Annotated in this window: 13 protein-coding genes; 9 read left to right on the plus strand and 4 right to left on the minus strand. The window is 68.0% G+C overall.

Annotation, left to right across the window (positions count from 1 at the left end):
* Positions 1-115: 115 nt before the first annotated feature.
* Positions 116-2,134, minus strand: coding sequence for a sigma-54-dependent Fis family transcriptional regulator (locus WT26_RS32265; RefSeq protein ID WP_069274844.1), 2,019 nt, complete (start codon positions 2,132-2,134; stop codon positions 116-118).
* A gap of 315 nt (positions 2,135-2,449) precedes the next feature.
* Between WT26_RS32265 and WT26_RS32270 the strand changes: the two genes are divergently transcribed.
* The 4 genes from WT26_RS32270 to WT26_RS32285 all read left to right on the plus strand — a co-directional run bounded on the left by WT26_RS32270 (position 2,450) and on the right by WT26_RS32285 (position 7,234).
* Positions 2,450-3,427 carry an alpha/beta fold hydrolase gene (locus WT26_RS32270; protein WP_069274845.1) on the plus strand — a complete coding sequence of 326 codons (978 nt, stop codon included), beginning with the start codon at positions 2,450-2,452 and terminating at the stop codon, positions 3,425-3,427.
* A gap of 404 nt (positions 3,428-3,831) precedes the next feature.
* Positions 3,832-5,553, plus strand: coding sequence for a methanol/ethanol family PQQ-dependent dehydrogenase (locus WT26_RS32275; RefSeq protein WP_059730797.1), 1,722 nt, complete (start codon positions 3,832-3,834; stop codon positions 5,551-5,553).
* Positions 5,554-5,622: 69 nt separating this feature from the next.
* Positions 5,623-6,831, plus strand: coding sequence for a c-type cytochrome (locus tag WT26_RS32280; RefSeq protein WP_069274846.1), 1,209 nt, complete (start codon positions 5,623-5,625; stop codon positions 6,829-6,831).
* An 88-nt stretch (positions 6,832-6,919) separates the two neighbouring features.
* Positions 6,920-7,234, plus strand: a complete 315-nt coding sequence (locus WT26_RS32285) for a high-potential iron-sulfur protein (RefSeq protein ID WP_069274847.1) — start codon at positions 6,920-6,922, stop codon at positions 7,232-7,234.
* Between the two features lie 207 nt (positions 7,235-7,441).
* Here the strand turns inward: WT26_RS32285 and pbpC are convergent, their stop codons facing one another.
* The 3 genes from pbpC to WT26_RS32300 form a co-directional block, all read right to left on the minus strand.
* On the minus strand, positions 7,442-9,850 hold the full coding sequence (gene pbpC, locus WT26_RS32290; protein WP_069274848.1) for a penicillin-binding protein 1C: 2,409 nt from the start codon (positions 9,848-9,850) through the stop codon (positions 7,442-7,444).
* A 54-nt stretch (positions 9,851-9,904) separates the two neighbouring features.
* On the minus strand, positions 9,905-15,901 hold the full coding sequence (locus WT26_RS32295; RefSeq protein WP_069274849.1) for an MG2 domain-containing protein: 5,997 nt from the start codon (positions 15,899-15,901) through the stop codon (positions 9,905-9,907).
* Positions 15,902-16,242: 341 nt separating this feature from the next.
* On the minus strand, positions 16,243-18,135 hold the full coding sequence (locus WT26_RS32300) for a DUF3857 domain-containing transglutaminase family protein (protein WP_069271625.1): 1,893 nt from the start codon (positions 18,133-18,135) through the stop codon (positions 16,243-16,245).
* A gap of 749 nt (positions 18,136-18,884) precedes the next feature.
* On the opposite strand from WT26_RS32300, the gene WT26_RS32305 reads away from it, so the two are divergent.
* The 5 genes from WT26_RS32305 to arcA all read left to right on the plus strand — a co-directional run bounded on the left by WT26_RS32305 (position 18,885) and on the right by arcA (position 24,262).
* Positions 18,885-19,088, plus strand: a complete 204-nt coding sequence (locus WT26_RS32305) for a hypothetical protein (RefSeq protein WP_059489236.1) — start codon at positions 18,885-18,887, stop codon at positions 19,086-19,088.
* A 94-nt stretch (positions 19,089-19,182) separates the two neighbouring features.
* Positions 19,183-20,688, plus strand: coding sequence for a type I glutamate--ammonia ligase (gene glnA / locus WT26_RS32310; protein WP_059822101.1), 1,506 nt, complete (start codon positions 19,183-19,185; stop codon positions 20,686-20,688).
* Between the two features lie 348 nt (positions 20,689-21,036).
* Complete coding sequence (locus WT26_RS32315; RefSeq protein ID WP_042588942.1) at positions 21,037-21,369, plus strand: hypothetical protein; 333 nt, start codon at positions 21,037-21,039, stop codon at positions 21,367-21,369.
* 156 nt (positions 21,370-21,525) lie between these two features.
* A complete protein-coding gene (gene arcD, locus WT26_RS32320; protein ID WP_060078845.1) occupies positions 21,526-22,989 on the plus strand; it encodes an arginine-ornithine antiporter in 1,464 nt (487 codons plus the stop codon).
* Between the two features lie 16 nt (positions 22,990-23,005).
* Positions 23,006-24,262: an arginine deiminase gene (gene arcA / locus WT26_RS32325; RefSeq protein ID WP_060030564.1), complete on the plus strand. Its 1,257-nt coding sequence runs from the start codon at positions 23,006-23,008 to the stop codon at positions 24,260-24,262.
* Positions 24,263-24,264: the final 2 nt, after the last annotated feature.

Genomic DNA, 24,264 nt, shown 5'->3' on the forward strand with positions numbered 1-24,264 from the left:
CGGTTCGACGTCACGGCCGCACGATGCGCGTGGGCGGTGACAGGTGTTGAATCGTTGAACACCGGTGTTGCAACTTGACACACCGGCTGTGACAGGCGGGCCCTCAGCGTGCGTGTCAGCTTTCGTCGGGCGGCTGGCGCTGCGGGTCGGCGGCCGGCATCTTCCGGTAGATCGTGTTGCGCGACACGCCGAGCGCGCGCGCCGCCGCGGACACGTTGCCGCCGTGGCGCGCCAGCGCAGCGGCAATCGCGGAGGCGGCGACATCCTGCAGCCGCGCGTCGCCCGCCGGGAGCGCGTCCGCGGTCCATGCCGCGCCCGACGGATCGTGGGCGGCCGGCTCGGCCCGGGTATCGTCGCGGCGCAGGTCGTCGAAGAAATCGTCCGGCAGGTGTTCGCGCCGGATCTCGCCGTCGTCGTCGACCATCGCCGCCGCCGTGCGCAGCAGGTTGCCGAGCTGGCGGAAGTTGCCGGGCCACGCGCAGCGCACGAACAGCGCCATCACGTCCGGCGCGACGGACAGCGGCGGCCGGCCCGGGCCCGCGTAGGCTTCCCGTTGCAGCATCTTCTGCACGACGACCGCGAGATCCGTGCGATCGCGCAGCGGCGGCAGGCGTACCACGAGGCCGTTCAGCCGGTAGTACAGATCCTCGCGAAAGCGGTTCTGCGCAATCATGTCGCGCAGATCGCGGTGCGTCGCGCAGATGATCGCGATGTCCACGGCGATCGTCTTCGTCGATCCGAGCGGGTTGACGAGGCGCTCCTGCAGCACGCGCAGCAGCCGCACCTGCAGCGGATACGGCATGTCGCCGATCTCGTCGAGAAACAGCGTGCCGCCGTTCGCCTGCAGCAGCTTGCCGATCGAGCCCTTGCGGCGCGCGCCGGTGAAGGCGCCCTCTTCATAGCCGAACAGCTCGGACTCGATCAGCGTCTCCGGAATCGACGCGCAGTTGACCGCGACGAACGGCGCATCGCGCCGCGGTGAATCGTTGTGGATCGCCTGCGCGAGCAGCTCCTTGCCGGTACCGGTCTCGCCGGTGATCAGGATCGGGATGTCCTTGCCGATCACCTTGCGCACCTTCGCGATCACGCATGCAACCTGCGGATCGCCGGTATCGAGGTAGTTGAGCCGCGACAGGCCGGCCGACGTGCCGGCCGCCGGCGCGGGCACCGCGTTCGCGCGCGCGGCCGGCACGCCCGCATCGTGAACGTCCGTCGGCCGGCTGCCTTCGGCGAGCGTCGCGCGCCGGAAATGCACGCGCGCGCAGACTACGGCGCCGGTGCCCAGGTTCAGCATCAGGTGCCGGTCGGTGCTCGCGCGCATGCGGTCGATCAATTGTGCGCTCGTGACGTCGAACAGCGACGACAGCGTGTGCGCGCGCAGCGCGGCGAGCGGCATCCCGAGCTGGAACTGCGCACTGCGATTGGCCGACAGGAAACGGCCGTCGGCGGTGAAGGCGACGATCCCCTCCATCAGCGTGCCGAGGAACTCGGGACGACCGTGGAACGACACCTGCAGCGTCTCCTGAAAGGTCGTCGTAAACAGATGATTCTCGATCATCTGCACCGACATCTTCGCGAGCGCCATCGTGTGCTGGTGGTAGCTGCGGTGATCGCCGGTCACGTCGAGCACACCGATCGCATCGCCGTACGGATCGAGGATCGGCACGCTCGAACAGGTGAGGAAGCGGTTCGCCGCCAGGAAGTGCTGGTCGCCATGAACGACCATCGGGCACAGCTCGGCGAGCGCCGTGCCGATCGCGTTGGTGCCCTGCCGATCCTCCGCCCAGTTCGCGCCCGGGCGCAGCGCGACCTTCTCCGCGCGGCGCAGGAAATCGTCGTCGCCGATCGAATGCAGGATCAACCCCTGCGCATCGGTCAGCACGATCATGCTCTGCGTGTTGACGATCTGCTCGTGCAGCGTCTCCATCACCGGCATCGCATGCGCGCACAGCACGCGGCTCTGCTCGCGCTTGAGCACCAGCGCCGCGCTCGACAGCACGTCGTAGTCGGGGCGCGCCGAGACCTGCAGGCCGAACGTCTCGGACCGCTCATGGGCTTTCTGGATCGACGGCGCGGGCCAGCCGGCGGGATGCGCGGCCCGCGATCCGGCCGCCTGCTCTACGTCATCGCGCATTGTCTCCTCCGGGGATCCTTCCGGTCAGTTGCCGGACTCTTTGCCGTCATTGCAAGCAAGCATCGGGCCACACGATCGTCGCGGTGCGGACGGACGTCCGGCGCCGGATTCGCGGCCATACATGAAAGACGGTTGTAAGGCGTGATCCGGGGAGTCGCGCGCCGAGCCGCCGGATGGGTGAGATTTCCTGATACCGCGATCGCAACGCTGCCGCTACTCGTGCAAATCCCGATCTTTGCGGCTGGCGCGTTTCTGGCTTTGCTTCATTCCGATCACGCGGCCATCGCCCGACACCCGCTCCCGAGCCGAACCGACATGACGCCTGCCCCGCTCCGACCCGCCGCGCATGCGGCGCCCGACCGCCGGCGCATCCGCTGCGACGCGCAATCGATCGCGTTCTCCGTCGCCGGCGCGGCGCACGGCCATCCGGTCGTGGTGCTGCACGGCGGGCCCGGCAGCGGCAGCCAGGCCGGCATCCTGCGGCTGTTCGACCTGACGCGGGTGCGCGTCGTGCTCGTCGACCAGCGCGGCGCGGGCGCGTCGGCGCCACGCGGCGGCACGCGCCACAACGACACCGCGCGGTTGATCGACGATCTCGAAGCGGTACGCGCGCGGCTCGGCATCGCGCGCTGGGGCGTCGTCGGCGGCTCGTGGGGCGCGGCGCTCGCACTCGCGTATGCGGGCACACATCCCGCACGGGTCACCGGCGTCGTGCTGCGCGGGCTGTTCCTGACGTCGCGACGCGAAGTCCGCCGGTTGTTCACGACGTCGCGAACACGCGCGCCCCGCGAATGGCGACGCCTGTACGCGGCGGCCGGCTGCAGCCAGCCGGATCGCCTGCTGTCGTGCTGCGCGCGGCGGCTGCAACCCGGCGCGGGCGCGGCCCGGCAGCGGGCGGTGGCGCTGGCTTGGCACGCCTACGAGGACGCGATCCTCGCGTCGCCGCAATCGCGCCGTTCGCATGCGCGCACGATCCGCTCGCACCCGGACGTCCTCCGGTTGATCGACAAGTACCGGATCCAGGCGCATTACCTGCGGCGCGACTGCTGGCTAGGCGAGCGCCGCGTGCTCGCGCTCGCATGCCGCGCGTCAGACGCGGGCGTGCCGCTGTTCGCCGCGCACGGGATGCACGATCCCGTCTGCCCGGCCGCCAACGTCGCCCGCCTCGCGCGTGCCGTGCCCGCCGCCCGGATCGAGCGCGTGCCGGCCGGGCATCTGGCGGGCGACCCGGCATTGGCACGCAGCATCGCCCGCGCCATCCATGCGATGTTCGCGGCGATGCCGTGCGCGTGACCGCGCATGCCGACGGCCCCGCTTCGCACCGTCATGACCCAATGCATTGGGTCTCCTGATCATTCTCCTTTGTCTCCTGTTCGTGTTCTGCCGCACGGTGCACCCGTTCCACGCGGTACGCATCTACGCAGCGGCACGCTGACACAGGCGAGCCGCCGCCTGTCATGTTTGGCAACACTGCGCGCGCGGGGGTGTACCTGAATGCAACACCTGCGTCGACGCCGCCGCACCGCGTCTTCGATGCCGCGCAGCGCGCGATGCGCCCGTATACCGCACCGCGCGGGCTTCGCGCCGCGATGGCATGCGACTTGCGTGAACGGCAGCGCACTCGGCCCGGAATCCCCACCGTGCCGGCGCGACGAACCGTTCGCGGCGGTGCGACCACAATGACCAAGGAGACAACCATGAAGAAACTCTCGGCTTCAGCGAGCCGGCTGGCGACGATCGGTATCGCGACGGCGGCGGCCGTCGCGCTGAACCCCGGCCTCGTCGAAGCGGCCGCGGACTACCCGGCCGTGACCTACCAGCGGCTGACCGATGCGCACACCGATCCGGGCTGGCTGACCTATTACCGCACCTACGACGGCCAGTCGCATTCGCCGCTCAAGCAGATCGACGCGTCGAACGCGAAGGAACTCAAGCAGGTGTGGGCCTACAAGTTCCCCGCCGAGCTGAAGCAGGGCTTCGAAGCCACGCCGATCGTCAACGGCAACTACCTGTTCGTGACCACGCCGAAGGACAACGTCTACGCATTCGATGCGAAGAGCGGCAGGCAGCTGTGGAAATACGAACCGAAGCTCGGCGCGGCATCGTTCAAGACCGCTTGCTGCGACGTCGTCAACCGTGGCGTCGCGCTGTACGGCAAGAACGTCTACGTCGCGATGCTGAGCGGCGAGGTCGTGGCGCTCGATGCGCAAACGGGCAATCTCGTCTGGAAGAAGCAGATGTTCGAGCCGGGCCTCGGCTATGCGTTCTCGCTCGCGCCGCTCGCGCTGGACGGCTCGATCATCGTCGGCACCTCCGGCGGCGAATACGGGATTCGCGGGTACATTGCCGCGCTGAACCCCGAAGACGGCTCGCTGGTCTGGAAGCGCTACACGATCCCGAGCCCCGGCGAAAAAGGCGCGGAGACCTGGCCCGACGGGATGCAGGCGCACGGCGGCGGCGCCGCCTGGCTGACCGGCACGTATGATGCGGCAAGCCGTACGCTGTACTGGGGCGTCGGCAACCCGGGCCCGTGGCTCGCGGCGCTGCGTCCCGGCGACAACCTGTATTCCGACTCGTTGCTCGCGCTCGATCCGAAGAACGGCAACCTGAAGTGGCACTACCAGTACACGAGCAACGACACGTGGGACTACGACGGCGTCAACACGCCGATCCTCGCGGACGTCAAGTACAAAGGCAAGGACTACGATGCGATCATTCACGCCGACCGCAACGGCTTCTTCCACGCGATCGATCGCACGACCGGCAAGCTGATCTACGCGGAGCCGTTCGTCACGGCGACGTCGGTCACCGGCTACACGGCCGACGGCAAGCCCATCGCGGACCCGTCGAAGTTCCCGAAGGCCGGCACGACGATCGACACGTGCCCGAGCTTCCTCGGCGGCAAGAACTGGTGGTCGGTGTCGTACGACCCCGCGCGCCACATCGCGGTCGTACCCTCCCTTCACGCGTGCATGAGCCTGTCCGGCAAGTCGGTCAGCTACATGGAAGGCCTGCCGTATCTCGGGGAAGGCTTCGAGATCAAGCCGGAACCGGGCAGCCAGGGTTATGGCGAACTGCAGGCCATCGACGTGAACACGGGCAAGAAACTGTGGGGCCACTGGTCGAAGAAGCCGTGGAACGGCGGCGTCGCGACCACCGCGAGCGGCCTGGCGTTCAGCGGCTCGCTCGACGGCCACCTGTATGCCTTCGACACGGCGACCGGCAAGGTGCTCTGGGAGAGCCCGCAGCTCGCGAGCGGCATCATCGCGCAGCCGTCGGTGTTCGAGGTCGACGGCAAGGAATACGTCGCGGTGCTCGCCGGATACGGCGGCGCGAACCCGATCTGGGGCGGCCCGATGGCCGACGTCGCGAAAGACGTTCCGCGCGGCGGCACGCTCTACGTATTCGCGCTCGACTGAACGCACGTCGCGCCCGCATGCGCCCGATCCGGGCGCGACGCCCCAACAGCTTCAACAGGAAACACGACCATGAAGACTCGACTCGCTCCCCTGACCCTCGCCAGTCTGCTCGCCGCGGGCGTGGCGCTGACGCCGGCATCCGCGTCGGCCGGCGTACGCATCTGCACGCTGCCCGGCAGCCCGACGACGGCGCTCGACAAAGCCGTTGCGCGCGAAGTGTTCCGCACCGCCGGCATCGTCGCCTCGTTCAACCGGCGCGGTGTGGACGACGACGGCGGCGACGACGGCATCTCCGCCGCCGAACTGAAGCAATCGCTCGAACGCGACTGCGACATGATCGCCGGCTTCCCGCGCTCGGCGATCGCCGATGCGTCGGGGTCCAGAATGACGTACTCGCAGGGGTATCTGCGCTCCAGCTACGTCAGCGTGACGCTGCGCGACGCGCACGCATCGTCCACCGGAAAGGAAACGATCGCGGCCACGTACTCCAGCCCGTCGCAACTGATCGCGGCACAGGCGGCGAACGCCCGCTTCGATCTCGAGAACACGTCCGAGAAGACCATCGACGCGCTCGCGACCGGTCGCGCACAGCGCGCGATCGTCTGGTATCCGAGCGTCGTGGCGTATGAGCACGCGCACCCGCAACAGCGGTTCCAGGTTGCGGCCACGTCGTCGCCGTACTCGGACTGGCAGTTGTCGTTCGCATTCGGGCCAGGCAAGGAAGCGCTGCAGAAGCGCATCGACGCGGCGTTGTCGCGGCTGAATGCCAACGGCCGGATCGCCGCGCTCACACGCGGCTGGGCACTGCCGGAGACGGTCGCGCAAGCAGCGGGGGCGCCTGCGCCCGGCCGGTTTCTCGACGGCGCGGTCGCATCCGCCCGGCAGCAGCCGGCGAAGAGCGGCTTCATCAAGATCTCGGCGAGTGACGACAGCGGCGTGCCGTCGTTCGACAATGCGCAGGCACAGCACGGCAAGAAGCTCTATATCGATGCCTGCGCGAAATGCCACGGCGACCAGCTCGAAGGCAATACCGCCCCCGCGCTGAGCGGGGAGTCCTTCGCGCCCGAGGGCAAGTCGCACATCACAGTCGGCGGCATCTTCCAGTACATGTCGAACAACATGCCGGCCGATCGCCCCGGCAAGATGACGGCACAGGAATACGAGGACTTGATGGCGTTCCTGCTCTATTCGAACGGTTACGACGCGTCGAAGAGCAAGCTGACCGCCGATGTCGCCACCTCGTCGAAGGCACCGCTCGTCGCCGGCCCGCGCAAATAACGCCCCCTTTCGTTTCGGCAGACCCGCCGCGCCGGCAAGCATTCCGGCGCGGCGGGGCGACTTATTTCATTTCATTTAGGAAAACGACATGATCTCCCGAACTCGCAGAACCTTCATCGTCCAGGCCGCCGGCCTGTGTGCCGCACTCGCAGCCGGAACCGGCGCATTCGCGGCAGCGCTGCTCGTCGACGAAAACGACGCGGCCGCGAAGACGCTCGGCTACCGCGCGAAGGCGACGACCGTCGACACAGGCAAGTTCCCGAAGTACCAGGCCGGCCAGACGTGCTCGAACTGCCGCTTCTACAAGGCCGGCGCCGGCGAATCCTCCGGCACGTGTCCGATGTTCGGCGGCAAGGCGGTGGCCGCCGAAGGCTGGTGCAACGTCTATGCGAAGCGTGCCTGAGCGCGGGCACGACACCGCGCCGCGGCCTCATCGGAATTGATTGGCCATACCGATTACGACACTCGACAACACGGAGACAGACGATGAAGAGCAGGACATGGACGATCTGCGTGGCGCTGCTCGGCGCGACGGCGAGCATGAGCGGCTCCGCGCATGGAAGCGCCCGCGCTGCCGCCGGCGTGGAAATGAGCGCCGGCGGCTCGCCGGCTACTGTTCGAGCCCTACCGCCAGCGGCCGCTGATCGCTGCGGCCGTGATCGTCGACCACGCGCACCGTATAGCTGCCCGCCGTCCGCGGCTGCCAGAACAGCGCATCGCCCGGCGCGCTGCGCCCCACGAACGCATCGTTGACGAACCAGTACAGCGCATGCGCGCTCGCATCGGCCGTTGCGTTGAACGCGATGCGCGTCTCCTCCATGCTCTTCACGCGCATCGCATACGTACTGCCGCGCAGCGGCGACGTGATGCGCGGCGGATCGCCGTCGACCTGCCCCGCGTCGCGGCAGTCCGCGTTCTGCGGCGGCCGCCGGCGCGCAATGCCGGCCTGCGCGAACACCTGCTGCAGATCCGACGGCCAGAACTCGAAGATCTCCGTATGCGTGCGCTTGCCGTCGTACGGCGGGCACGCGGGGCGGCCGGTCGCGTCGTCGATCACGACCGGCCGGTGCACGGTGCTCACGCGGATCGGCGACGTGCCCGGAATGAACCACGTCCAGCCCTGCTGCGGGCACCACTCGTTCGGCAGGTCGCCGCTCGCGAGGCAGATCCGCACGCGCTTCAGGCGCGGCGGCACCGCGCGCGGCGGCTCGACGAGCGTGCGCTCGGCATTCAACGCGTCGACGACCTGGAAGAACAGCGGCGCGGCCGCGTCGACGCCGACGAACGCCGTATTGGTCGAGTTGTCGAAATTGCCGACCCACACGACCAGCACGTACGGGCCGAACGCGCCGGCCGTCCACGCATCGCGGAACGACCATGACGTGCCGGTTTTCCAGTAGACGGGCGCGCTCGACGGTTGCGCGCCGCTCGTTTCGTCGGGGCGCAGATGCTGGCGCAGCATGTCCATCGTCATGTAGCTCGCCTCCGCGCTCAACAGGCGCCGGCCGGGCAGCGCCGGTTCGTCCGCGCGCAGCCGCAGCGGCCGGAATTCGCCGCGATTCGCGAGCATCGCGTAGAGCGCCGCGAGATCCTGCATCGTCACTTCGCCGCCGCCGAGCACGAGCGCGAGCCCGTAGTGCTGCGCGCTCGCGAGCCGGCGCACGCCGGCTTCCTGCAGGAACCGGTACAGGTCGGGTGACTTGAGCTGCGACGCGACCCACACGGCCGGCACGTTGCGGCTGCGGTTCAGCGCGTCGGTCGCGGTGATCGGCCCGAGGAAATGCCCGTCGAAATTTTCCGGCGCATACGGGCCGAACGCGGTCGGCACGTCGCGCAGCACCGTTTGCGGATGCAGCACGCCCTGGTCGAAGCCGAGCGCGTAAATGAACGGCTTGAGCGTCGAGCCCGGCGAGCGCCGCGCGAGCGTGCCGTTCACCTGCCCGTCGATCGTCCGGTCGAAGAAGTTCGCGGAGCCGACCAGCGCCTTCACGCCCATGTCGCGCGTATCGACAAGGATGGCCGCCGCATTGCGCACGCCGCGCGTGTCGTTGCGCGCGACATAACGCGCGATCTGCCGTTCGAGCGTGCGCTGCAGGTCGAGATCGAGCGACGTGACGACGCGCGCGTCGTCGCGTTCATCATCGTCCCCGCCCGCACGGGTGCGCCACGCGTCGCGCTCGGCCAGCGCCTGGTCGACCGCATGCGGCGCATCGAAAGGCAGCGCCGACAATGGCCGCATCGCGAGCGGCAACGCGAACAGCGGCCTCGATGCCGCATCGCGCGGATGGCGGGCGAGCCAGCGCGCATACAGCCGGTTGCGCGACGCGGCCAGCGCGCGGTTGATCTCGTCCTGGCCGCCGCGCACGCGCCGCGCCGGGTCCTGCGGAATCACCGCGAGCGCGAGCGCCTCGGGCAGCGTCAGCGCGTCGGGCATCCGGTCGAAATAGACGACGCTCGCAGTGCCTGCGCCTTCGACGTTGCGGCCGTACGGCGCATCGTTCAGATACGCTTCGAGGATCTGCCGTTTCGAATAGAAGAGCTCGAGCTGCACCGCGCGCGCCACCTGCTCGAGCTTGCCGGCCGGCGTGCGCGTGTTCAGCCGCCACAGCGAGCGCGCGAGCTGCATCGTCAGCGTCGAGCCGCCCTGCGGATTGCCGCCGCGCACATACGTGATCCACGCACCGCGTGCGAGGCCGTACGGGTTGAAGCCGGGATGCCAGCGGAACCAGCGGTCCTCGTGCAGCATCACGGCCTCGACGAGCTGCGGCGACATCCGGTCGAGCGGCACCCACAGCCGGTAGCGGTCGTCCTTCGCCAGCGTGAGCCGCAGCAAGCGGCCCTGTGCGTCGAGCACCGCGACCGACGACGGCTTCCAGTCGCGCAGCGGCGGATGCGGCCACAGGCGGCACGCGGCCAGCGCACCGAACACGAGCAGCACGCCGGCGATCCAGTTCTGCCAGCGATGCAGCCAGCGGCCTGCGCGATGCAGCGCCCGGCGGAATGCGGACCCGTCAGCCATGCACGCGTCCACCTTCCGCCGAACGCGGCGCACACATCGCATGCCACACCGCGATCATCGCGCGCGCCCGACCGTAAGCGTTGCGCCGCCCGGCGCCTGCGCCTGCACGCGGCGGTCGTACATCGACTCGCCGTAGGCAGGCGGCGCGACGAAGCGGCCCGCGTTGCTCGCCTTGATCCGGTAGACGAACTCGCGCACGTCCGTCGTCGCGGTGCCGTAGATCACCACGCGGTCCTCGCGCACGTCCGCGAACTGCGGCTGCCACGTGGAGCCCTTTACGCCGATCGGCGAACGCCACGGCGCATTCGCGGCGCTTGCCGCATCCGCGCCGTCGGCATCGCCGTTGCCGTCCTGCGTGTCGGCGACGGGCGGCGGCGCGATTACCGGATCGAAGCCGCCGGGCAGCAGGTCGACGATCGCGATGTTGCCGACGTTCGCCGAGCCCGTCGCCCGGATCTTCAGGTGCACGTCGATCTCCTGGCCGAGCGTGATCTTCGCGAGCGGCTTGCCGTCCGTGTCGGTGTAGTCGCGCACGATCTCGAGGCCGTTCCTGATCGCCGTCGTCGACGTGCCGCGGTCGTAGCCCGACTGGCTCGCGATCCACCACGCGGGCAGCGTGCTGCCGTTCACGAAGTCGACGCGCGACGCACCGGCCGCCCACGTCCCCGAGCGCACGAGGTTCGCCTGGATCGACGACACGTCCTTCGGCGCGGCGCCCGCGCGCACCTCGTCGATCGCGAGCTGGTCGAGCTGGCCCGCGCTCGACGCCGCATACGCATCGAGCGCGAGGATCGTCATCGCCGACGACAGCGTGTTGTAGCGGTTGTCGACGAGCGGCGCGGCGAGGTTGTCCATCGCGCGCGGCGACAGCTTGCGCACGCGCTCGGGGAAGTGCTTCGCGATCAGGTACAGCACGCTCGCGTCGCGCGTCAGCGGATCGAGGTAGTAACCCGTCGCGTAACCGCCGTCGGACGCGCGCTTGCGTTCGAGCAACGCCTGCGGGCCCGCGATCAGCGCCGCGGCCTCCTTGTCCTGCTTCAGCAGCTGGTACGACGCCGCAAGCCAGGCGGCGGCGAGGTCGCTCTTCCAGTCGTTCGGATATGCGTCCTGCAGCCGCTTCTGCACGGCCGCGAGGCTGTTGGTCGTCACGTTGCCCTGGCGCGTCAGCAAGTACACCGCGTAAGCGCGCTGGCGCAGCAGGTCGAGCGAACCGAGCGAATCGTTCGCCGCGAGCTTCTGCAGATACTGGTTGCCCGCGTCGAGCATGTCCTTCGGCACGGCGATGCCGCGCTCGCGCGCGTCGAGCAACACGTGCATCGCGTACGCGGACACGAACGGGTCGGCGTCGGGCGTCGCGCTCCACAGGCCGAACCCGCCCTGCGCGTTCTGCCGGCCGCGCAGCACGCCGAGGAACTGCGCGATCGCCGCCGCGTTCGTCGTGTCGGCGCCGGCGTCGGCCGCATGCATCGCGCTCGTCAGCGCGCGCACCGACAGCCACTTCGCCGCGAACACGCGCGGCACGGCCGCGCTCACCATCTGCTCGCTGCAGTAGTGCTCGAAGTTGACGAGATACGACGCCACCCCTTCGGACAGCACGAGCGGCGCGGTCGAGATGCTCGCGTCGCGCGATGCATACGCGTCGTACATCGACCGCAGGTTCGGCACGCTCGCCTTCTTGCCCGGGTCGAGCCGCGCGATGTCGAGCTGCGTGCGGAACGCGGCGGCCGGCCGCACCGACACGTCGACGCGCTGCTGCGCGCCCTTCGCGCCGTAGCGCGCGCCGAACGACAGCGCGCCCGAGCCGAGCGTATCGGTCGCCTTCACGCGGAACATCGCGACACCCTCGTGCTGCGGCGCGAGCGTGACGTTCTGCGTGGCCGGCCCGATCACCTGCAACTGCGGGCCCGTCTTCAGCGTGACCGCGACCGGCACCGGCTGGTTGCCGGCGCCCGTCAGGTTGTTCGAGACACCGACGCTGACGTCGGCCTCGTCGCCCGGCGCGAGTATCGTCGGCACGTTCGGCGACAGCACGAAGTCGCCGCGCACCGTCGTCGCGCCCTCGAACGTGCCGACCAGGTCCGGCGACACCGACACGGCCATCACGCGCAGCTTGCCGTTGAAGTAGTCGGGCACGGTGTAGCTCAGGCGCGTGTCGCCGTTCACGTCGACGATCCCCGACCAGTAGACGACCGGCTTGTCGCGCTTGCGCTTGAACGGGTTCAACTGACGGCCGATCGCATCGTCGGCGTCGCCGCCCGGCGCGGCCATCGCCATCAGCTTCTCGAAGTCCGGCAGGATCAGGTCGAGGATCTGCGACGTGCCGACTTCGAGCATCCGCTTGCGGAAGAAGAACTTCAGCGGATCGCCGAGCTTGTAGCGCGCGACCTGCAGGATGCCCTCGTCGACCGCGAACACGACGACCTTCGCGGGCTTCGCCGAATGCACGGTGAAGTTGACGGTGTCGCCCGGCTTCACGAGCGCCGGCGCGTCGACGCTCACCGCATTGCGGCGCGCGTCGAGGTTCACCGAGAACGGCACGACGCCGTAGCTCAGCGGGCTCATGAAGATCTCGTCGGACGACGGATCGCGAATGTACTGCACGTTGATGTAGCCGTTGCCTTCGAAGCCGGCCGGCACCGTGATGTGCTGGATCGAGCTCGTCGTGTCCGCATGGAACCACGCGTGCGCATACACCTTGTCGCGCTCGATCGTGATCAGCCCGCTGCCCGCGTAAGGCGCGCGGATCGCGATCTCGACCTGCTCGCCCGGCTTGTAGTCGTGCTTCGCGAGGCTCACCTGCAGCTCCGCGTTGCGGTCGAGCGAACGCGTGACGTTCGCGTCGCCCGTGACCGAATATTCGATCCGGTTCACTGCGGCGCCGTCCGCGTTGCGGATCACGAGCGCATAGCTGCCCGGCTTGTCGGTGCGCAGCGTGAAGTCGAGCCCGGCCGCCGGGATCGTCAGCGGCTTCTCGTCGACGGGCACCTCCTTCAGCCGCGAATCGTATTTGTATGCGCCGGAATCCTGCTTGGTCAGCACCGACACGTAGCGCTCCTCGACGAGCTGCGCGCGCAGGCCCTTCACGTCGATCGCCTTCGCGTTCGGATCGATCGCGACGAGCCGCACCGTACGCGGGCTGCCGCGCTTCACGTAGCCGAGATCGTCGACGGACTTGTAGCCGACGAGCCAGTCGTTGTTCGACACGAGCGTCTGCGCGTTCGCGGCGACGTTGCGCCCGCCTTCCGCTTCATAGGCCTTCGCCTGGAAGTAGAGCTGGTAGGTCGAGTCCGCGTACTTGTCGAGGTCGAGGTCGAATTCGGCATGGCCGTGCTCGTCGGTCGTGCCGTCCTGCAGCGTCGTCGTGTAGCCCTCCTTCGCACGGCGCGCGTCGAAGAAGTGATAGCCCTGCCAGCTGCGAAACGACGGCCACACCGGGCGCAGCGTCAGCGTCGCCGCGACGCGACGCTTCTCCGCCGGCGTGCCGAACAGGTTCTGCGCGTCGACGACGCCCTTCAGCCCCTTCGGCTTCACCCACCCTTCGACGACCTGCTGCGACAGCTTCGCGTCGACCTTCATCCGGTCGGGCAGGAACTCCTTCACCTGCACCGTCGTGCTGCCGATCGGCTCCGCGCCGGGCTGGCCGTCCTTGACGATGTAGAGGTTGACCGTCCACGTGCCGGTCGGCGCCGTTTCGGCCGTCGTATAGCCGAGCTCGGTGAAGCCCGTCGCATCGACCGCCACCGGCTTGCGCTCGACCGTGATCCCGCGCGGATCGACGATCTCCGCCTGCAGCGGCACGCCGGCCGGGCTGCGCGCCCAGCTCGCGGCACGCACGATCAGGCCGATGTGGAACGGATCGCCGGGCCGGTACAGGCCGCGATCCGAAAACAGGTAGGCGGACAGTTGCCCCTGGCCCGTCGCGTTGCGCTCGCCGCCGACGTCGAAACGCGAGAAGTCGAGCTGGCGATCGCGGCCGGTCACCGGCAGGAACGACAGGTCGGTGTCCTTCTTCACGACGTACAGCTGCGGCCGCTTCTCGCGGTCGAGCCCCTTGAACGCCGGGAAATGCACGATGCCGTCGGCGCCGGTCGTCTGCGTGAACAGCGCCTGGCCGTTCACCGCGAGCACCGATACCGTTGCGCCCGCAACCGGGCGGCCGTTGCGGATCGACTGGACGAACACGTCCTGGCTGCCGTCCAGCGCCTTCTTGACCAGCATCCCGAGATCGGTCACGACGATCAGGCGCGTATCGCCGAGCGCGCTGTCGTCGTCGCTGCCGTCGCCGCCCGAATCCGCGCTGTCGGCATGATCCGGGTCGCCGTTGCCGTCCGCCGCCGCGTCGTCGCCCTGGGCGGCGTCCGCGTGCTTCTTCTCGGCGGCCGGGTCGTACTTCGTCAGGTGCAGCAGGAACACGCCGCGCTTGCCGCCCTTCAGGTACTGGCCGAGATCGACGCCTTCGTAATGCGCACGGCCGGGGTCGCCGGCCGGGAATGCGCGTGTCTGCACGAAGCGCTCGACGATGTGATCCTCGCTGAACGAATACGACAGCTCGGGCCGCGCGTACGTGCCGTTGTTGAAGCTCACGAGATGCTGGAGCTGGTCGGGCAGCACGCGGCCGATCTCGACCTTCATCCCCGGCAGGTTGCGCGACACGACCGACAAGCGCTTGCTGCCGCTCATCGACAGCAGCGAACCGTCGGCCATGAAGCGCAGCAGCTTCGGATAGTCCGGCACCGTGAACGCGGTCGTCACGGGCTTGCCGAGCAGGTAGCCGCCGGCCGACTTCAGGTCGCCTTCGAACCGCACGACGACGCGCTCGCCCGGCGTCGCGTGGTACTTGAAGCTCTGCAGCGTCGCGAAATCGTTCTCGGTGGGCACCGCTTCGAGCGGCAGCGGCTTCGACTGCTTCAGCACCGCATCGCTGATGTCGGCCACGTTCCATTCGTACGGCGGATCGTCGTCCGCCTGATCGACGCCCGGCTTGCGCTTCGGCAGCACCCACGCCTTCGCGCGCGCCGCGAGGTCGGCGCTGCGCACGCCGTCGGACGCTTCCGCGACGAGCACCTGCTCGGGCTCGTAGCGCTCGTTGTCGACGAGCGTCGGCGCGACGTTGTCGATCGACAGGCTGTAGAGCCCCGGCACGTCGACCGCCGCGTGCAGCGCGTCGGGCGTACCGTTGCCGCCGCGTGCGCTCTTCACGCCCTTGTCGACGTCGAGCCGTGCGACCAGCGGATCGCGCGGAATCTCGAGCGGCTGCGAGTAGACCCACGCGCTCGTCTTCATCTTGTCGTAGTTGACCGTGTAGCGCAGCGGCGTCGCATGCTTGCCGTCGCGGCCGACCAGCACGAGGCCGATGCGCTTCTCGAATTCGGCCGGATCGACCGGGTAATTGAAGCGCAGTTGCAGCAGCGCCTGCTTCTGCGCGGGGTTTTCCGGGTCCTGGTAGAACTGCGTGCTGCCCGTCTGCGCGGTGAATGCCGGCACGTCGAAGGCGAAGCGGTCGTCGTGCATCGTCACCTGCGGCGCGAAGACCCGGTGCACCGCGAAACGCACCTCGACGTGCGCGCCGACCGGCCAGTCGGCCGCCGGCGTGAAGCGCAGCGTCTTGTCGTCGACCCACGCCCACGCGCCCTTGAGCGCGGGCGTCATCTCGATGCCCTCGCCGGCCGGCTTGCCGACCTGCTCGATCGGCGCGGCCGATTGCGCGAACACGACGTCGAGCGGATGGATCGTCACCTTCGGCTTGCCGCTTTCGTCGGTGTCGTAGCTCGTGACGGCGGGCGGCTTCACGGTGAAGCTGACCGTTTCCGGTTCGGGCGGCTTCGGGCGGTGCTTGAACCAGTGCCAGCCGCCCGCCAGCGCGACCCCGAGCAGCACGAGGCCGCCGGCATGCCACGGGCGGCGGCGCACGGCCGCGACGGTGATGCCCATCCATGCGGGCGCCGTCCACGACACGTCGCCGACCAGCGGCCTCAGCACGTGGCCGAGCAGACGCCAGACGAAACCGATCGCGCGAATCGGCAGGAGCAGCAGGAAGCGCAGCAAATCCATGTTGTTATTTCCTTGTTCAAGGACGTGCGGCCGGCTTCGGCGACGTACCCCGGATCGTTATCTTTGACGGCGCGGCCCAGTTGCGCCGTGGATGCTTGGTATGCGTGATGCAGGCCCCGCCGCGCGCGGCGCGCAGCGGGACGCTGAATTATCGCGGAACGTGTGTGGATCGCGCTAGCTGTTGCGGCGCGGTTGCCGTTTGCCCGCCGGTCGACGCGGTGCGGGCCGAGGGCAGCCCGCCAGCCGCGGCGGGCGGGAACGGCCGGCAATGGGGCATGCCGGCCGATGACACGAATGTGTCAATGATTGTGGCTCCGGGGCCGGTTGCTCCCGGCACGCGGCTATGCCGGCGACGCAACCGACACCGTCTGCCGCAACGCGTTCGTGCAACGCTGCGCGTCGTCGAGGAAGCGCCCGAACGCGTCGCTCGTCAGTTCATCGTGGGTCAGCCAGCGCGCCTTCTGCACGAGGCGCTGGCGATACGCGATGCCTTGCGCCGCCGGCTCGGGCGTCACGTCGAGGTCGAACCACGGCGACCGCACGCTGCAGGCGGCCAGCGGCTGCTCCGCGCGCACGCCGTCGAGCCGCACCTCGGCCCGGCTTTCCTCCCGGTCGCCCAGATACAGATCGCCGACGTCGCCGTTGCGCCGGTAGTTGACCAGCCGCTCCCACTTGTCGCGCCACCCGGCGCCGCCGTTGTACACGTAGCCGCTCGACGTCCGGTCGAGCGCGCGCCGGTCCACGCCGTGCGCACTGATCCGGTAGCGGCCGAACCCGGCGGCGCTCGTGTCCGGCCGGTCGATCCGGCATTCGACCGGCTCCTTGAACCATGTGTTGCACAGGTGCTGATCGACGGCCGTCGCGCCCTGCGCATAGTCGCCGTCCATCAGCGCCCACAGCAGGTTCCCGTCCTTGTCGACGCGCAGATCGACGCGCGCGCTGCCGTCGTCGCGCACGCTCGCATGGTACGTGCCGTCGAAGATCACCCGCGGCGCCTGCGCCGCGATGCGGTCCTCGTCGACCGCGCCGTTGCGCTCGACGACCAGCGCCCATCGCTCCTGCAGGTCGGGCGGGATGATGCCCGGCAGATAGACGTTATTGGTCGGGTCGAGCCACCAGGTCTCGCCGTTGACCACCACGCGCACGATCGCATGATTCGGCGCGGCGAGGCCGGGCACCAGCAGCGGGCCCGCGTCGACGCCGCGGAACACGAACGCGGGCCGCGCGTCGATGCCGCTCGCGTCGAGCATGGCCGCCAGCAGCACCGCGAGATCCTTGCAGTCGCCGTAGCCGTTCGCCTCGACCTGCGCGAGATCGAACGGCACGAGGCCGCGCTCGCTCATGCGCCAGTCGCCCATGTAGCGATAGTGCGCGCTGATGTGCTTCATCAGCGCGGCGACGCGCTCGGGCTCGGGCCTGCCGCGCGCCGCCGCGACGGCGCCCGCCGCACCGGCGGGCAGCGGCGCGGCGAGAATCGCGTTGTAGCGCGCCGCGAACGGGCCGAAGTGCGCCTGCCGGTCGAGACTGCTGGTCAGCTCGATGCGCGGCACCCGGCGCGCCATCGTGCCGTCCTCGTTGATCAGGTTGACATAGCGCGGCGCCTTCAGCGTGACGACGAGACGGTGGTCCTGCCCGGACGTCTCGACGTCGAATGCGTCGAGCTGCTCGCCGCGCCATGCGATCGGCCGGTCGGCGGAAAACGCGGCGCGGTACGCGTCGAGCCGGACGGGCATCGGCCCGAACACCGCGCGCTCGTGGAATTCCGTCGCATTCGGCGTCGCGGCGACGTGCTCGACGAGCGTGTACGTGATGGTGCTGCCGACCCGCAAGCCGGGAAACGCGACCGACGTCTGGCGCTTGCGGTGGAAGCCGGCCTCCGGGTTCGGCGCGGTGCGCGTGTCGATCTGCTTCGACGACAGCGGAACGCGCCGGCCGTCCGGCTGGATCACCGCGGCATCGCGGATCTCGAGGCGATCGTTGTCCAGGAAGTCGAAATCGAGCCGGGACAGCTGTGCGCGCCCGGCCGGGCGCAGGATCGTCAGCTTTTCGTGCGTCGTGCAGTCCTTGCTCGCATCCCGGTTGAGCCGGCAGGTCATGTCGGTGCGCCGCGCCACCGGCGCTTCGTCGCTCGGCTGCAGCGCGGCATTCGATCCGGCGGACGCGATGCACAGCAGCGCGGCGACGCCCGCGCTGACGCCGCTGCGCACATGTTTCGATCGGGTTCGGAAGGTCATCGGTTGGACTCCTCAAAATGGTCGTGACTGGTTGAAACGCTGCTTTCCTTTCGAACGGATCTGCTGATTTCACATGGGCTTGTCGTTTCCGATTGCATGAATGCCGTCGCCGCTCGCATCGAGGCGGCGAACGAATCGATTCAGGAATGGCATATCAGGCGCGCAAAAGCGCGCCCGGGCGGTATGTCCGAGGTCCTCGGCGCATCGGACGGATGCGCGTCGAGACGGACGCTGACGACATGGCTAAAGAGGGGCGCGCCGCATGACGAGGTGTGCGGGCTTCGTGGCGAGTGTCGCTGTACCGATGGCGATTGCATGCGGGCGATGCAATCACGTTGAATCGCGGTTGCCCGCCTTCAACGAAGCGGGCAAGCGGCGCATTGATTCCGTAGAACTGCTATGGGTATTCGCTTGATCGAACAGGATGAAATTTTAAAACGCGACGATCGTATCAAAATGTACTTTCAAGGTCAAATACGACCGTTCGCATTCCGTCCAAATCATCGATCATTAATTTGCATAACATATTAAATAGACTGGCAATGGATTCGACTCGACGATCTTGCCTGATGTCGTGCCCGGCATACCCGGGCATCTGGGCCCGCCCCTGCGACGAGATGTCGCCGCCGCCGCGCTGCGCCGCAAAAACCGACCCGATTCGCCGGTTCCCATTGCCTACAATCAATGTGTCGTACCCACCGGCCTCGCGTGACGGCCGCTCGAAGTGCCCCCTTTTTCAGGAGATCGCCATGAATGCGGAAACCAGCAGCAATGTCCGTGCCTTCGTGCAGACCGCGGAGCATGCGGGCGCGTTCGTCTGGGTCATCGCGCTCGTCGATTTCGACGCGCAGCACGTGAAGCGCGCACTCGTGTCGGACGAAACGTTCGGCACGGCCGCCGCCGCGCGGGACGCCGGCGAAGCCCGGCTGGCCGGGATGAGGGAGGACCGGTAACACGCGCGCTTGCGTGTATGGACCCGTGCTGTGTTTCGCGCGCGGGCAGACCAAGTCAGGAATACAGGCGAAGGGCCGGAAGAGGAGAACGTCCATGCCCGATACGCAAGCCAGCCCCGGGGCTTCTTCCCCGGTATCCGTCGATGCGGGCAGCTATCGCGTCGCCCGCCCCGAAAGCGTGAGCGACGTGATCGATCTGGTGCACAAGCACGCGATCCAGATCGTCGACCTGAAATTCACCGATCTGCCGGGACTCTGGCAGCACTTCTCGATTACGCTCCCCGAAGTTCACGAAGGCCTGTTCGAAGCCGGCATCGGTTTCGACGGCTCGTCGATTCGCGGCTTCCAGGAGATCCACGAATCGGACATGCTGCTGAGGCCGGACCCCGCCACCGCGTTCGTCGATCCGGTGTGCGGCACGCCGACGCTGTCGCTGATCTGCGACGTCGTCGATCCCGTGCTGCAAAAGCCGTACTCGCGCGATCCGCGCCATGTCGCGAAAAAGGCCGAGGCGTATCTGGCGCAGACCGGCATCGCGACGACCTGCTATTTCGGGCCCGAACTCGAATTCTTCATATTCGACTCGATCCGCTTCGGGCAGGATCAGCACAGCGGCTATTACTACGTCGAATCGGCCGAAGGCGACTGGACCACCGGCCGCGACGAAGGCGCCTACGGCGGCGGCAATCTCGGCTACAAGGCGCGCTACAAGGAAGGGTATTTCCCGGTGCCGCCGCAGGACACGCTGCAGGAGATCCGCTCCGAGATCGCGCTGACGCTGCAGCAGGCCGGCGTGCAGGTCGAGGTGCACCACCACGAAGTGGCGACCGCCGGACAGAACGAGATCGACCTGCGCTTCGCCCCGCTCACGCGGATGGCCGACAACGTGATGATCTACAAGTACCTCTGCAAGAACGTCGCGCGCCGGCACGGCAAGGTCGCCACCTTCATGCCGAAGCCGCTCTACGCCGACAACGCGAGCGGCATGCACTGCCACCAGAGCCTGTGGGACGACGAGCGCAACCTGTTCTACGACGCGGCCGGCTGGGCGCTCACGTCGGACCTGTGCCGCTGGTACATCGGCGGCCTGCTGCAGCACGCGCCCGCGCTGATGGCGTTCTGCGCGCCCACGACGAACTCGTACAAGCGGCTGGTGCCCGGCTACGAAGCGCCGGTGAACCTCGCGATGTCGCAGCGCAACCGCTCGGCCGCCGCGCGCATCCCGATGTACTCGGATTCGCCGAACGCGCGGCGCGTCGAGTTTCGCTGCCCCGACCCGTCCGCCAATGCGTACCTCGCGTTCGCGGCGATGCTGATGGCCGGGCTCGACGGCATCGAGAACCGGATCGATCCCGGCGACCCGCTCGACCGGAACATCTACGACCTGCCGCCGGAAGAAGCGCGCAACATCCGGCAAGTGCCGGATTCGCTCGATGCGTCGCTGCGGGCGCTCGAAGCCGACCACGCGTTCCTGCGCAAGGGCGACGTGTTCAGCGACGACGTGATCCGGACCTGGATCGATTACAAGCGCACGCACGAGATCGACCCGGTCAGGCTGCGTCCGCATCCGTGGGAGTTCTATCTGTATTTCGATATCTGAAGCAACGAACCCGCGGGATCGATACCGTCGATCCCGCCGGGCTCGCCCCCCTTCAACACGGCCGTTTCGCTCGCATTCCCCCCCTCCGCCTGCCCCCCGTCCACCTTCCCGCGTTCTTTGATCCACGACAGAAAGTGCGGTTTAAATTGTTTCAAATTACAACGCCATCGTGAAGAATTGAATCAACGAAAGCACACATTCAAACACGAAATTCGACGGATTCGGTGTGGGTTTGATCGGCTCGTTTCGCACGCGGGAATCGGGAAAACAGCTTGATTCCTGAGCGTGTGCAAATTCGATCGTCACAAGCGGTCGAGAACGGAATTGAACAACAAGGCAGGCAGTGCGATGAGAATCTTTGTCGATAATCTCCAGCCTGAAGTGACGAAAGAAGAGCTTCAGGATTTTCTACTCAAGTACACCGGCAAGCAGTTCACGGACATTCAATTCATCGGCCAATCGGGCCTGCGGCCCGGCGCGCTGATCGGCGTCGACGGCGCGAACTGGCGCCTGCTCGCGGAAATCCGCCGCCGTCTGAACGGCATGTACTGGAAACGGCGCCGGCTCGGCGTCTGGCTCTTTTCGTTCTGGGACAGCAGCGATGCCGCCGAGGCGCGGCGTCAACGGGAAGCCCGGACGCAACCCGCAGGGAGCGCACCGATGACGACGCTCCGCCGATAGCGCCCGAAACGGGCACGCTTCTTCGACTTTCCAACCACGCGCGTTCCACCGGACCGCGCATGCCAGCGGCAAAACACCGCGCCCGCCATCCCGGCGGCAGCGCGATGGCCGCGCGCACGCCGCGATCCTGCGCGAACGCGATCGAGAGGAAACATCATGGCTGAAATCACTCAAAACGAAGCCGTCGCGGCGAAACCCGCCGCCGCGCACAAACTACGACTCGGCGCGCTGACCGCGCTCGTGGTCGGATCGATGATCGGCGGCGGCATCTTCTCGCTGCCGCAGAACATGGCCGCCAACGCGGAGGCCGGCGCGATCCTGATCGGCTGGGCGATCACCGCGATCGGCATGCTCACGCTCGCATTCGTGTTCCAGACGCTCGCGAACCGCAAGCCGCAGCTCGACGGCGGCGTCTACGCATACGCGCAGGCCGGCTTTGGCGATTACATGGGCTTCTCGTCGGCGTGGGGCTACTGGATCAGCGCGTGGCTCGGCAACGTCGGCTACTTCGTGCTGCTGTTCTCGACGCTCGGCTACTTCTTCCCGGTGTTCGGCGAAGGCAACACGCCCGCCGCGATCGCGGGCGCATCGGTGCTGCTGTGGGCCGTGCACTTCCTCGTGCTGCGCGGGATCAAGGAAGCGGCGTTCATCAACCTCGTCACGACCGTCGCGAAGATCGTCCCGCTCGCGCTGTTCATCCTGATCTGCGTGTTCGCGTTCAAGCTCGACGTGTTCCGCACCGACATCTGGGGCCGCGCGCATCCGTCGCTCGGCTCGGTGATGACCCAGGTGCGCAGCATGATGCTCGTCACCGTCTGGGTGTTCATCGGCATCGAGGGCGCGAGCATCTTCTCGGCGCGCGCGGAAAAGCGCAGCGACGTCGGCCGCGCGACCGTGATCGGCTTCGTCGGCGTGCTGCTCGTGCTGGTGCTCGTCAACGTGCTGTCGCTCGGCATCATGACGCAGCCGCAGCTCGCGAAGCTGCAGAACCCGTCGATGGCGGCCGTGCTCGAGCACGTCGTCGGCCACTGGGGCGCGATCCTCATCAGCGTCGGCCTCGTCGTGTCGCTCGCCGGCGCGCTGCTGTCCTGGGTGCTGCTCTGCGCGGAAATCCTGTTCTCGGCCGCGAAGGACCGCACGATGCCCGCGTTCCTGCGCAAGGAGAACGCGAACCACGTGCCGGCGAACGCGCTCTGGATCACCAACGCGATGGTCCAGGTGTTCCTGCTGATCACGCTGTTCTCGCAAAGCACCTATCTGTCGCTGATCTATCTCGCGACGTCGATGATCCTGATTCCGTACTTCTGGTCGGCCGCTTACGCGCTGCTGCTCGCCGTGCGCGGCGAGACCTACGAAAGCGATCCGCGCCAGCGCCGCAACGACGGCTTCGTCGCCGCGCTCGCCGTGCTCTACGCGGTGTGGCTGCTGTACGCGGGCGGCGTCAAGTACCTGCTGCTGTCCGCACTCCTCTATGCGCCGGGCGCGCTGTTCTTCGCGAAGGCGAAGCGCGAGCTCGGCAAGCCGGTCTTCACCGCCGCCGAAAAGCTGATCTTCGCGGCGGTGGCCGCCGCCGCGCTCGCCGCGGCCTACGCGCTCCATAGCGGGCTCCTCACCCTTTGATCGAAAAGGTAACCATATGAACAACGCCATTCCTCAAGTCGGTGTCCATTCCGAAGCCGGCAAGCTGCGCAAGGTGCTCGTGTGCTCGCCCGGGCTCGCGCATCAGCGCCTCACGCCGAGCAACTGCGACGACCTGCTGTTCGACGACGTGATGTGGGTGAACCAGGCCAAGCGCGACCACTTCGACTTCGTGTCGAAGATGCGCGAGCGCGGCGTCGAAGTGCTGGAGATGCACAACCTGCTGACCGAGACCGTCAAGAACCCGGCCGCGCTGAAGTGGATCCTCGATCGCAAGCTCACGCCGGACAGCGTCGGCATGGGCCTCGTCGCCGAGGTGCGCGCGTGGCTCGAAAGCCTCGAGCCGCGCACGCTCGCCGAATTCCTGATCGGCGGCGTCGCGGCGAGCGACATCCCGGGCGCCGAGCGCTCGAAGGTGCTCACGCTGTTCCGCGACTATCTCGGCAAGTCGTCGTTCGTGCTGCCGCCGCTGCCGAACATGATGTTCACGCGCGACACGTCGTGCTGGATCTACGGCGGCGTCACGCTGAACCCGATGCACTGGCCCGCGCGCCGGCAGGAAACGCTGCTCGTCACCGCGATCTACAAGTTCCATCCGGCGTTCGCCGACGCGCAGTTCGACATCTGGTACGGCGATCCCGACCGGGATCACGGGATGGCCACGCTCGAAGGCGGCGACGTGATGCCGATCGGCCGCGGCGTCGTGCTCGTCGGGATGGGCGAGCGCACGTCGCACCAGGCCATCGGCCAGCTCGCGCAATCGCTGTTCGCGAAGGGCGCGGCCGAGCGCGTGATCGTGGCCGGCATGCCGGCCTCGCGCGCGGCGATGCACCTCGACACCGTGTTCAGCTTCTGCGACCGCGATCTCGTGACGATTTTCCCGGAAGTCGTGAACCGGATCGTGCCGTTCACGCTGCGCCCCGGCGACGACGCGCACGGCGGCATCGACATCGTGCGCGAGGACCAGCCGTTCGTCGACGTCGTCGCGCAGGCGCTCGGTCTCGACGCGCTGCGCACCGTCGAGACCGGCGGCAACGATTTCGCGGCCGAGCGCGAGCAATGGGACGACGGCAACAACATGGTGTGCGTCGAGCCGGGCGTCGTCATCGGCTACGACCGCAACACGTACACGAACACGCTGCTGCGCAAGGCCGGCATCGAGGTGATCACGATCAGCTCGAGCGAACTCGGGCGCGGCCGCGGCGGCGGCCACTGCATGACCTGCCCGGTCCTGCGCGATCCGATCGACTACTGACC

This window comes from Burkholderia cepacia (assembly GCF_001718835.1).
Taxonomy (GTDB): Bacteria; Pseudomonadota; Gammaproteobacteria; order Burkholderiales; family Burkholderiaceae; genus Burkholderia; species Burkholderia cepacia_F.